The sequence below is a fragment of the Bremerella volcania genome, assembly GCF_007748115.1.
Classification (GTDB): domain Bacteria; phylum Planctomycetota; class Planctomycetia; order Pirellulales; family Pirellulaceae; genus Bremerella; species Bremerella volcania.
Genome location: NZ_CP036289.1, coordinates 1,784,437 through 1,796,786, shown reverse-complemented (window position 1 = coordinate 1,796,786; position 12,350 = coordinate 1,784,437). Strand labels below are relative to the sequence as shown.

Here is a 12,350-nt window from a genome sequence, read left to right as displayed (position 1 = left end):
ACCTCACTCACTTTAGGTGACAAGCGATTTTCGCGGTCCATCCAGCGTGGTATGCATACGTGCCACTTGGCCTGCGCTGAACATGAACATCGCCTTGTCGTCAACGTAGTCCATGTAATTCATGAACATATCACCAGACGGCCCATTACCGCAAGAAATGGAGGGAAATGTAGGTTCTCCGTAGTTCGGTCCTTCCGCGTTGGGAGTATCGTCCACGAAGTCCGAACCGGAACAATCAGGCGTGTCTCCCCAAATGTGCCGCAGATTCAAATAGTGCCCTACCTCGTGGGTGGCCGTGCGCCCCTTGTTGAACGGAGCCGACGCCGTTCCCTTGGTTCCAAATGCGGTATAGGTGATCACAACGCCATCGGTGGGAACCGGTCCACCGGGAAACTGAGCGTAGCCAAGCGTTCCCCCCTTGAGTTCGCAGACCCAGAGGTTGAGGAACTTCTTGGGATTCTTAGCGGGTGCGACGAACTTCATTTCGTCATCGGTGCCAAATGAAGTTTGATCCGTTTCGACGCGGATGACCTCATCCAAATTGAATTCGATCAGCGGGTCGGTTGCCAATCCTTTGAAAGGAGCGGGCGTCTTTGTCCAGTCAGAGTTCGTACGGCGGAAATCTTGATTCAGGACTTTGATCTGACTATCGATCTGAGCGTCCGAGATGTTTTGCGCGCTGGTATGGTGAACCACATGAACCACGGTGTTGATCTTGTAAGGAGTCGTACGTGCCTCGAGCGATTCGCGCAAGCTCATCTTGGTTTTGTGTTCCAACGAGATTTGCGCTTGGCGGAAGGAAGGAAACTGCTCTAACAAGCGATAATTGACTTCCATTGCCCCACACATTCGACGTGGGGTCTTTTTGGCGGTCTTCTTGGAGGTCTTTTTCTTCGTCGTGCTTGATTTCTTCTTGGCCATGGGGTTGTCGTCCTCGCGATCACAGTGAAGCCAGTCAAAGGAACGCCATACTACAGAGTGGCATAACGCAGCCATTAGAGCGATCCCCAACGCGGAACGTCAAGGAAAATCTGGTGATAAAGAATCTCGCGGTGGGAGCTTCGTCGTTTCACGAAGGATTACGTTGTCTAGGACGTCGCCTGATGAAACGACACGGATTAGCCGTCTTAAATAGACATACGGCAACGACCAGCCGATGCATAAACGGACCGATACGCACCTCAGGTCGACCATGACCAACCAAACGGCGGTTCGCTAAGACGCGGGAGGTACCCGCGGAAGGGCACCGCCGGACAACGTTACCTGCGCCTAGTCTTGCGGCTTTTCAACGCGGTGGACCACCACGATGTATTCGGCCGACTGCATGATGCCGCCGCCGGTGATGAAGACCACGCGGTCCCCTTCTTCCAGGTAACCGTTGGAAAGTCCCCACTGGTCGATGAAGCGACGCAGCTGAATGCCGTTATGCACCGGGGCATTCGCGATCGGCGTGACACCCCAGTACAAGCACATTCGGCGAAGTGCCGCGTCGGAGTCGCTCACGCTGATGGTCGGAATCGCGTCGCGGAGCTTGGCCTTGGTCAAGGCCGTACCACCGGTTCGCGTCGCGGTGACCAGCAACTTGGCATCCAGGTGTTCCGCGGTAATCGACGCACCAGACACAACGGCCTGGGTGACGGGGTGCACTTGAGCCACGCGGTTGTCTATCTTGCGGGCCGGGCCCCGTTCAGCCATCCACATCTTTTCAGTGGCCAGCATAATGCGGTTCATCATCTTCACGACCGCCACCGGATGCACGCCCACGGCCGTTTCACCGGAAAGCATACAGGCATCGGCACCGTCCAGAATGGCGTTGGCCACGTCGGTCGCTTCCGCACGAGTCGGACGATTCGAGGTGGTCATGCTGTCGAGCATCTGCGTCGCGACGATCACAGGGCGACCGATTCGCGAACAGGTCGACACGATCAGTTTCTGCGAAGCGGCCACTTCGGCCACGTCGATTTCGACGCCCAAGTCGCCGCGGGCAACCATCACCCCGTTCGACTCGCGAACGATCTCTTCCAGGTTATCGAGTGCTTCACGCTTTTCGATCTTGGCGATGATGAATGCACGCGACTCATGCTGCATCAATAGATCGCGCAGTTGGCGAAGGTCGTCCGCCGAACGCACGAAGCTCAGGCTCACGTAGTCGAGATCGTTCTCGGCGGCCCACTTGACGTGTTCGATGTCTTGCGGGGTCAGGGCTTCGACGCTGAGCTTGGTGCCGGGCAAGTTAATGCCTTGGCGGCTGCGGATCGGGCCTGCCTGAACCACTTTGCAGGTCGCCGTATCGGCGGTCTTCTCGATCACAGTCATCATGACCGTACCGTCGGCCAGCATCACGTCGTTGCCCACTTCCAACTCGTCGATCAGCGGCTCGTAGTTGCAAGTCAGGGTCTTCGGTTCGGTGCTGTCTTCACCACGGATGAACGTGTAAACATCGTCTTCGTGGCAATGCACGATATCTTCGGGCAGGGTTCCCAGACGAATCTTGGGGCCGGAAAGGTCCGCCAGGGCCGCGATGGGGCGACCGACCTTTTCGCTGATCTCGCGGATGTTGCGTACGACTTCGGAATGATCCTTCAAGTCGCCGTGGGCGAGGTTCACGCGGAATACGTCCACGCCGGCGAGGATCAGTTCTTCCAGCATTTCCGGAGTGCGGCAAGCCGGGCCAACGGTGGCGACGATTTTCGTGCGGGCACGGTTCGGAAAGATTCGAGCAGCAGACATAGCTTCGTTGCCAGTTTCGTTGATAATGCGGAAGTAACGAGAACAACACGCATAACTCTAGCCCATCGCTTAGCAGATGACGATGGGGTTTTGAGAATCCTTAACCATTGCGTATGCCCATACAGCGTGGATTTTTCTCACTTTGAGCCTCATTTCATTTGTGAAGCTTATGTCCTTTGCGCATAAGGGGCATCCTTTCCACGTAGAGGCGGTCTTATGGGGAAATGTTTTCCTGATGAATATCCCACAAAGTGAATAGGGAAACATGAAGTCACCCAATTTTTTGAATTTTATGGTACACGGACACCTGAAAGACTATTATAAAATGCCCTGCCCCATTACCTGAGCCTTAAGTCAGGCCCTCACTCCCTTGTGCCCCAATAAGGGAGTTGGGCCTTTTATCTCCGACGGATACGCGCAGTCCATTCGGCCACCATTTTTCACCCATTCACCTAGGGAGCTACCGCTTTGAGTCCACGCCCTTCCGATCGACGATCCTTTCTGAAAACCTCAGTCGCGACTGCCGCCGCGGTCTCCGTTCCTTATATCTTCACCAGCCAAGACGCGCGAGCGGACGAACAGAAGTCGAGTGAATCGAACGATCGACCGTTGGTTGGATGCATTGGTACCGGCAGCCGCTGGAACGCCGTCGGTCCCAACGCGATGCAACTTGGCGACGTCGTCGCCGTTTGCGACGTCGACGCCAACCACGCCAATGGGGCCAAGAAGAAGGTGACCGACATCCAATCGAAAAAGGGTGTCCAGCGTGACGTCGACGTCTACGAAGACTACCAGAAGATCCTCGATCGCAACGACATCGAAATCGTCACCATCGTGACCACCGATCACTGGCACTCGAAGATCGCCATCGAAGCGATGAAAGCCGGCAAAGACGTTTACTGCGAAAAGCCCCTCACGCTGACCATCGACGAAGGCAAGAAGATCTGCCAGGTCGCCAAAGAGACCGGTCGCGTCTTCCAGGTCGGTACCCAGCAGCGTAGCGAAATGGGCCTGAAGTTCCTCCAGGCGATCGCGTTGATCCAAGCCGGCCGCATCGGGGACGTCCAGCACGTTGCCGTCGCGATCGGTGGTTCCCCCACCAGCAACTCGATTCCCGTGGTCGACGTTCCGAGCGGCTTGAACTGGGAAAAATGGCTCGGCCAGGCACCGCTGGTTGACTATCGCTGGGCGAAAGAAGGCAAGCAGACCAAGACGCGTTGCCACTACGAGTTCCGCTGGTGGTACGAATACTCCGGCGGCAAACTGACCGACTGGGGTGCTCACCACGTTGACATCGCCCAGTGGGGCATCGGCCAGAATGGCGACGGCCAGGGAGCAAGCTCCATCGAGCCGATTTACGCCAAGCATCCCGTCGAGTTCAAAGACGGCATGCCGCTGCAAGATGATCGCTACAACTGCGCGACCAACTTCCACGTCAAGGCGACCTTCGACAACGGCGTGGTGATGGACATCAAAGATTCCCACCAGGATGAACTTGGCTTCAACAATGGGATCATGTTTACCGGGACCAAGGGCCGATTTCTGGTCAACCGCGGTAAGATCGTCGGTGCCCCGATCGACGAACTCAAAGACAACCCGCTGCCAGAGAACGCCATCGCCGAGGTTTACGGCGGAAAGGATCCTGCTCGAAGCAATGCTCACATGGCCAACTTCTTTGAGTGCGTGAAGACGCGGAAACTGCCGATTTCCGACGTGTTCACCCACCACCGAGCATTGACCACGTGCCACCTGTCGAACATCGCAATTCGCTTGAATCGTTCCCTCAAGTGGGACCCGAAGAGCGAGCAGATCCTGGGTGACGACCAGGCCAATGCGATGCAGTCGCGAGAAGCTCGCAAAGGTTACGAAGTGACCGTATAATCACAACTCCCATCATGCACTCCCCTGGCCCCTGGTTCGCCTTGATCGGATCAGGGGCTTTTGTTTGGCATGTCAAACCAAAGACTACGCAACTTAGCTACGACATAGAACGACAGCGGTGACATACTGGAAGGATAAAGTATCGGTGGTGACCGGCGCCTCGCAAGGCTTCGGAAAAGCCCTCGCTCAGCAGCTCATCACCCAGGGATGCCACGTCGTGCTGGCGGCCCGGGACGAGCAGAAGCTTAGCGCGGCCGCGGCCCAACTCGACCCGGACGGTACGCATTCCCTCTGCGTACCAACCGACGTGACCAACGACGACGACGTGGTACAACTGCTGGATCAGGTCCAGCAGAAGTACGGCAAACTCGATGCTTTGTTCAACGTCGCCGGCATTAGTTCCCGCGGACTCGTGTGCGAGACCTCCATCGACGAGTTTCTTTGCTCGTATGATTTGAATGTTCTGTCGACGGTTCGCTGCGTCCAAGCTGCCAGGCCGCTTCTGGAAGCCTCCCAGGGGCATATCGTCAACATGGGCTCGCTTGCCTGTAAGAGTGCTTCCAAGTTCATCGGTCCTTATGCCACCTCGAAGTTCGCGTTGGCAGGGCTCAATCATCAGCTGCGGCTCGAGATGGCCGATGCCGGCATCCATGTGATGCTGGTCTGCCCCGGCCCCATTGCCCGGGACGATGCCGGAACTCGCTACGCCCAGCAAACGACCGAGTTGCCTGATTCGGCCGCCCAGCCAGGAGCCGGCGTAAAGGTCAAGGCGATCGATCCCCAATCGCTTGCCGCAAGGGTGCTCAAAGGCTGTGAAAAACGTCAGACCGAAATCGTTGTTCCTGGCAAGGCAAGGCTTCTATTTGCCATCGCTCAGCTGTCTGGAGCCTGGGGTGATTGGGTTTTACGACGATTTACGTCCTCGTGACGCACGTCCTTACCCCTTGGAAAATCTCTCAGATCCGTGCGAGTTCGGTTGGTTGAATCACCCCCGGCCAGGGCTTATGATGCACAGCACCTCCCTTGCCCGAAACTCTATTCAACCTATCTGCCGAGTTGCCTCATGCTTTATCAACTTTCCCGCCTGTGTCTGCGCTTGCTGCTGCTGGCAATCGCTTCCACTTGCTACGCCGGTTTTGTAAACGCTCAAGAAGCTTCCCCGGCAAAGAAGCCGAACTTCGTCGTGATCTTCTGCGACGACCTGGGCTACGGCGACTTAGGTTGCTTTGGCAATCCCACGATTCGTACCAAGCATCTCGATCAGATGGCCAGCGAAGGGATGAAGTTCACCCAGTTCTACGTCGCGGCTTCGGTTTGCACGCCAAGTCGAGCCGGATTGATGACCGGCCGTCTGCCGTGCCGCAGCGGCATGTGCAGCAACAAGCGGCGTGTGTTGTTCCCGAACTCGAAGGGGGGACTTCCGGCCGAGGAAGTAACGATTGCCGAAGCTTTGAAAGAAGGGGGCTACGCCACGGCCTGCATCGGCAAGTGGCACCTGGGGCATCACAAGCAATATCTGCCTACCAATAACGGATTCGACTACTACTTCGGCATACCTTATTCCAACGATATGGACCGCATCGCTTCGGCCCCGAAAGGGCGCGAATCGTTCTGGCATCCCAAGAGCGAATACTTCAACGTGCCCTTGATGCGGAACGAAGAGATCATCGAGCGTCCCGCCGATCAAACGACGATCACTCGTCGTTACACGGAAGAGACCGTCCAGTTCATCGAACAAAATCAAGACAAACCGTTCTTTGTTTACCTGGCTCACTCGATGCCGCACGTCCCCCTGTTCCGCTCGCCGGAATTTGAAGGAGTGAGCCGCCGTGGATACTATGGCGACGTCATCGAAGAAATCGACTGGAGCGTCGGGCAGGTATTGCAGAAGCTGCGCGACACAGGCCTCGACGAGAACACCCTGGTCGTCTTCTGCAGTGACAATGGGCCCTGGCTCATCTACGGCGATCATGGCGGGTCGGCTGGTCCGCTCCGCGATGGCAAGGGAAGCACGTTCGACGGCGGCATGCGAGAACCGACGATCTTCTGGTGGCCCAAGACCATTCCCGCGGCTGAAGTCGCGGCCGACGTCGGCAGCACGATGGACCTGATGGCAACGTTCACGTCGCTGGCCGGTTTGCCTCTTCCTTCCGATCGTAAGCTGGACAGCTACGACCTGACCCCGGTCCTCAAGCAGACCGGCAAGAGTAACCGCGAGGCTCTATTCTATTATCGAGGTTACGACTTGATGGCCGTCCGCGTTGGTCCCTGGAAGATGCATCTCAAGACACAAACCGGGTATGGTCAACCGAAAGCGGAAGTCCATAATCCGCCGCTGCTTTACCAGTTGGAAGAAGACCCCGGCGAATCTCGAGATCTGGCCAAGGACAACCCCGAGGTCATCCAGAAGATTCAAAAACTAATCGAACAACACCAGAAGGAAATGGTGTTTGCCGATTCCCAGCTCGAACTGTAGCAGCCTGTTGATTTCCTCGAATCGGCTACGTTGTTGAAGCAGAAAATTCACAGACTGCTAAGAGTTAAAACTTGACACCCCTTATTTGGAAAGAACCATGACTGCTTTTCCTGAAGTTGGAAAGATCGAATACGAAGGCCCCGAATCTCGCAATCCCCTGGCCTTTCGTTGGTACAACCCGAACGAAGTGGTCGAAGGGAAGACCATGCAGGAGCACTTCCGCTTCAGCGTGGTTTACTGGCACACGTTCCGCGGAACCGGTTCCGATCCGTTCGGTCCCGGCACGGCGCTTCGTCCTTGGGATGATGGGTCCGACTTGGTCGAGAACGCCGTCAATCGCGTGAAGGTTGCCTTCGAGTTCATCGAAAAGCTGGGCGCCCCGTACTATGCGTTTCACGATCGCGACGTTGCCCCGGAAGGCGCCAACCTGAAGGAAACTTACAAGAACTTCGACACCGTCGTCGACGCGCTCGAAGCCGAACAGCAGCGCACCGGCATCAAGCTGTTGTGGGGCACGGCCAACATGTTCAGCCATCCCCGTTTCATGCATGGTGCCGCCACCAGTTGCAACGCCGACGCGTTCGCTTATGCTGCCTGCAGCGTCAAGAAAGCGCTGGAAGTCACCAAGCGGCTGGGTGGCGAGAACTACGTGTTCTGGGGCGGCCGCGAAGGTTACCAGAACCTGCTCAACACCGACCTGAAGCGTGAGCTGGATCACCTTGGCAAGTTCTTTCACATGGCCGTCGACTACGCCAAGGAAATTGGCTTCACGGGCCAGTTCCTGATCGAACCCAAGCCGAAAGAGCCCACCAAGCACCAGTACGACTTCGACTCGGCCAACTGCCTGGCGTTTCTTAAGTCGTACGACTTGGACAAGCATTTCAAGATGAACCTGGAAACCAACCACGCCACGCTCGCCGGGCATACCATGCAGCACGAGCTGGAATACTGTGGCGCAAACGGCATTTTGGGCTCGATCGACGCCAACACCGGCGACCTGCTGTTGGGTTGGGATACCGACCAGTTCCCCACCAACTACTACCTGACCACCGAATGCATGCTATCGATTCTGAAGTACGGCGGTCTGGGCAGCGGCGGTGTGAACTTCGACGCCAAAGTACGTCGCGAAAGCTTCGAACCGCTCGACCTGTTCTACGCCCACATCGGCGGCATGGACGCATTCGCCAAGGGGTTGAAGGTCGCCGCCGCGATTCGTGCCGACGGCAAGCTGGACGCGTTCGTCAAAGAGCGCTATTCGAGCTGGGATAGCGGCGTGGGTGCCGACATCGAAGCCGACAAGCACGACTTCAAGACGCTGGAAGCCTACATGCTTGAAAAGGGGGAAGTCAGTCCGAACGCCAGCGGCCGCCAGGAACTGTTGGAACATATCTTCAACATGTACCTGTAATCGCCGCAATCGGCGAAACATAGGCCTATTTGTGGCCGCTTGAACTACTAAAATGGATTGCTACCAACCGGGCGGCAATCCATTTTTCTTTAGCGGCTCACCAATCTGATCGGCGGAGGGTTCCCAGACGTGCAACCAGAGAAAGACAGCTGCTACCGTGGAGAGACGGCGGAAACCAGAGCCTGGAAGGCAGCCAACGTCGAACTGGAAAACAAGCAGCTCAGGAAACGCGTTGCGGAACTGGAAAACATTCTCTGCTCTGTTCCGGTTCATATCGTTACGATCAATCCCGATGGTGAATTGACCTACGTCAACTACTTTTCTCCTGAGCTATATGACAAGGTCGTGGGTCACAACATCCGTGATTTTGTTTCTGAGGAGGATGGCGAGATCCTGGCCAAGGCCCTCGAGCAAGCTCTGAAAGAAGGAAAACCCCAGAAGGCCAGGGTTCGCAGTTTGGCCTCGAATACTATTCAACAAGCTCGCTATGCCCCCCTGAAGATGAGCGACGGCAGTACGGCTATCGTCGGTGCCACCTTCGACGCAACGGACGAGCACGAGGAAGTTCATGCTCTTCAGGAAAGCAAAGAAAAGATCGAGGCCGAGCTAAGCGACAGCGACGAACGTTTCCGCACGATGGTCGAAATGACCCCGGTCCCCGTGGTGATCTCCGACATGGAAACCGGTCGTGTCCTGTCGGGAAACCATGCCCTGGCCGAAGCGTTCGCGACCCCCTATGAAACAATCAATCAGCAGATCACCGGCGAGTTCTACGCCGACCCTGCCCAGCGCCAGGCACTTCTCGAGCGTGTCGCCGGCAACGTCCCGATTCGGGGCATGACCATGAAACTTAAGACGGCGGAAGGCAAAACCTGGTGGGCAGCCGTCTACTTGGATCGGATCAATTTCGCCGGCCGCCCTGCCCTGCTGGCTTGCTTTCTGGACGTTAGCGTTCGCAAGCAGCGTGAAGAAGAGATCTTGCGCGATCGCCGAGCCTTGCGGCGACTACTCGACACGAACGAACGCGACCGGCGATTGATCGCCTACGAAATCCACGATGGCGTCGTGCAAGACATGACCGGCGCATTGATGTTCCTGCAAACGGGACTCAGCCTGGTATCTTCCGAAGCGGACGGACATCAGGAACTCACGCGCGGGACGCAGTTTCTATCCAACTCGATTGTTGAGATTCGCCGTCTGCTCAATGGCCTCAGACCGCTGAGCCTGGAACAGGGGGGAGTCATCGCGGCCCTCGACGACCTGGTGACGCGAATGACGGAAGGAGAATTCATGATTGGCTTTGAACATGAAGTCCAGTTCGACCGGCTTGCCCCGTCGTTGGAAATGGCCATTTATCGCACGGTTCAAGAGGGGGTGAACAATGCCCGTAAACACTCCGGCGCGCATCGCGTCGAGGTTTCCATCAAGCAAGATGACAAGAGGATCGTGCTGCAGATAGCGGACCAGGGACGCGGCTTTGAGCCTGGCAAAATCGATCCTCGGCGGTGTGGCATCTCGGGAATCCGCGAGCGGGCCAGCTTGCTGGGAGGAACGGCCCAGATCGACTCTTCCCCCGGTCAGGGAACGACCATTTCGGTCTCGCTCCCCCTGGATGACTTTCTCGATGGGAGCTAGACCACGCTGCTCGGCGTCATCGATTTGACGATTTCCGGAACGCTGATCACCAGCGACAAGTGTCCGCCCCCTAGCTGGGCAACGCCACTGATCCGGTTGCAGTTTTCCAGCACGTTTTGCAGGTCGTTGACCACCACTTTTCGCTTGCCGATCACGCGATCAACCAGTAAACATGCGGAACCTTGCTTGCTGGCCACCTGCACGGCCGCGTGCCGGGACTTTTCTTCCCAACGGCCGGACGAATCAAGTTCCATCTGCTCGGCCAAGGACACGACCGAAACGGTTTCACCACGGACGATGGTCATCGGCTGACCATGACACGTTTTGATCTCGTCGGAGCCGATTTCCATCACTTCGCGGATGTTCTCGAATGGGATGACGAACTGTTCCTCTTTGACGCCTACCAGCAAACCTTCGATCACCAGCACGGCTTGACGAATCGGTATTTCGATCGTGAACGTGGTTCCCTGATTGACGGCCGACTCGACATGCACCTCGCCATCGTGATCGCGAATCGTGGTCCGCACGACGTCCATGCCCACGCCACGGCCCGATACGTCGGTGATCTTTTCCGCGGTGGAAAAACCAGGGTGGAAAATCAAATCAATGACCTCGGCGTCGGGCATCGCCTGAAGCTGTTCGACCGGCAGGATCTTCTTGTCGATGGCCTTCTGGCGAATGCGACTGGCATCGATGCCGCGCCCATCGTCCCGGATGGTGATCACGACATGAGTACGCGTTGTTTCGGCCTTGATCCACAAGTTTCCGGCCTCGCCCACGCCGCGTTTGATCCGCTCCTCTGGCGTTTCGATGGCATGGTCCGCCACGTTGCGAATCATGTGCGTTAGCGGGGAATCGAGATCTTCGATCAGCGACTTGTCGACTTCGACTTCTTCCCCTTCAATGTGTACGTCGATCTGCTTGCCAAAGTCACTGGCCAACTTGCGAGCCATCGGAGGAAACTTGGCCAGCAGGCCTCGCACAGGCACCTTACGCAGCGAAACGACGCTCTTCTGCAGTTCGTTGGCCTGGGTCGAGAACGTCACGTTGATTTGGCGGAGTTCTTCCACGAGTTCGCCAATCGTCTCCGAAACGGCCATCCGGCACTGAACGTCTTTCAGCCGTTCACACGTGATGAACAATGCCGAGACGTCATCGAGGAAACGATCGAGATGGTTTTCGTTGACGCGAATCGAGCGAGCGCGTTTGGCTTGCTGGGCTGCCGGAGTTTCCGGCGCGGCGGCTTCGGGGCTCGGTTCTTTGGATGCAGAGGTGGTCTCGACCGGTTCTTCTTCGGGGTGGAACCGCTCAATAACCAGGGCCACGTTCGCCCACACGACCGACAACAACCCCTCGTCGATGCCAATCGGGCTTTCGTAAATGACCTTGAAGTCCTTGACGGCCGATTCAATCTTTTGCTGATCGCTGCTGTTACCACGCAGGCGACACACCATCGAGAAGTCTGCCAGTCGATCAAGCACCAGGCCAGAACGTTCGTCGCTCCACGAGCCATCCTCTGGCCAGATAAACGCCTCGGCCACGCTATGAACCAGCGGCGAGACGTCTTCTCCGGCAATCTCGAAACGTCCTTTCAGGACATCCTTGGGCTCGATGGCTGAACTTTCGTCGGAATTGGCTTCTTCTTCGTTAGCACCGATCAGCTGCGCCAGTTTCTCAGACCATCGTAGCGATTCCGGAAAGCCAGCGGCACTCATCTCTTCGGCCAGGCCCTGCAGTTCCCTCAGCAGCGCTTCTTCGCCGGAGCATCCACCTCCCGATTCGAGCGACAATTCCGTAATGCGTTCCAGAAGCGAAACATCTTCCGGCGCGAGCTCCTCGCGAATTTCGTTCTGCTCGACTTCCTGCAGAAGCCGATTGATTCGGTCGAACGAATCGATCAGGGCCCGGTTCAGATCTTCCGTCAGCGATAGCTTCTGATTGCGGATGTCATCCAGCGTGTTTTCGACCGAGTGGGCGAACTTCTTGACGACCGACAAACCAAAGAAGCCGGCATTTCCCTTGATCGAATGGACCGTTCGAAAGACGCCATTGATCGAATCGGCATTGGCCGGATCATGCAAATAAGCAGTGATCTGGTCGGCGAGCCCATGAATCGAGTGGAGCGATTCATCGATGAACGCCAAGAGTAGTTCGTCGTTCGGATTTACGGTCGTGGTCATGATAGTCTCGGTGTTTTGCTGATGAAGCGGCTACTTGGGA

8 protein-coding genes are annotated in these 12,350 nt (G+C 56.7%); 5 read left to right on the top strand and 3 right to left on the bottom strand.

The window, feature by feature from the left end; genetic code table 11:
• Window positions 1-12: 12 nt before the first annotated feature.
• Together Pan97_RS07315 and pyk are read right to left on the bottom strand one after the other, a co-directional pair.
• Window positions 13-921 (bottom strand): zinc metalloprotease, encoded by a 909-nt coding sequence (locus Pan97_RS07315; RefSeq protein WP_196782310.1) that lies wholly within the window; start codon window positions 919-921, stop codon window positions 13-15.
• A gap of 348 nt (window positions 922-1,269) precedes the next feature.
• The gene (gene pyk / locus Pan97_RS07310) at window positions 1,270-2,730 is read right to left on the bottom strand and encodes a pyruvate kinase (RefSeq protein ID WP_144971456.1); all 1,461 of its coding nucleotides are present in this window, start codon (window positions 2,728-2,730) and stop codon (window positions 1,270-1,272) included.
• A 468-nt stretch (window positions 2,731-3,198) separates the two neighbouring features.
• On the opposite strand from pyk, the gene Pan97_RS07305 reads away from it, so the two are divergent.
• The 5 genes from Pan97_RS07305 to Pan97_RS07285 all read left to right on the top strand — a co-directional run bounded on the left by Pan97_RS07305 (window position 3,199) and on the right by Pan97_RS07285 (window position 10,130).
• Window positions 3,199-4,611, top strand: a complete 1,413-nt coding sequence (locus Pan97_RS07305) for a Gfo/Idh/MocA family oxidoreductase (protein ID WP_144971455.1) — start codon at window positions 3,199-3,201, stop codon at window positions 4,609-4,611.
• A 118-nt stretch (window positions 4,612-4,729) separates the two neighbouring features.
• Window positions 4,730-5,539 carry an SDR family NAD(P)-dependent oxidoreductase gene (locus Pan97_RS07300; RefSeq protein WP_144971454.1) on the top strand — a complete coding sequence of 270 codons (810 nt, stop codon included), beginning with the start codon at window positions 4,730-4,732 and terminating at the stop codon, window positions 5,537-5,539.
• A gap of 135 nt (window positions 5,540-5,674) precedes the next feature.
• Window positions 5,675-7,087, top strand: a complete 1,413-nt coding sequence (locus tag Pan97_RS07295; RefSeq protein WP_144971453.1) for a sulfatase family protein — start codon at window positions 5,675-5,677, stop codon at window positions 7,085-7,087.
• Between the two features lie 97 nt (window positions 7,088-7,184).
• Complete coding sequence (gene xylA / locus Pan97_RS07290; RefSeq protein WP_144971452.1) at window positions 7,185-8,495, top strand: xylose isomerase; 1,311 nt, start codon at window positions 7,185-7,187, stop codon at window positions 8,493-8,495.
• Between the two features lie 129 nt (window positions 8,496-8,624).
• Window positions 8,625-10,130, top strand: coding sequence for a PAS domain-containing sensor histidine kinase (locus Pan97_RS07285; protein ID WP_144971451.1), 1,506 nt, complete (start codon window positions 8,625-8,627; stop codon window positions 10,128-10,130).
• Here Pan97_RS07285 and Pan97_RS07280 read toward each other — a convergent pair.
• Complete coding sequence (locus Pan97_RS07280; RefSeq protein ID WP_144971450.1) at window positions 10,127-12,310, bottom strand: chemotaxis protein CheA; 2,184 nt, start codon at window positions 12,308-12,310, stop codon at window positions 10,127-10,129. The genes Pan97_RS07285 and Pan97_RS07280 overlap by 4 nt on opposite strands.
• Between the last annotated feature and the right edge of the window lie 40 nt (window positions 12,311-12,350).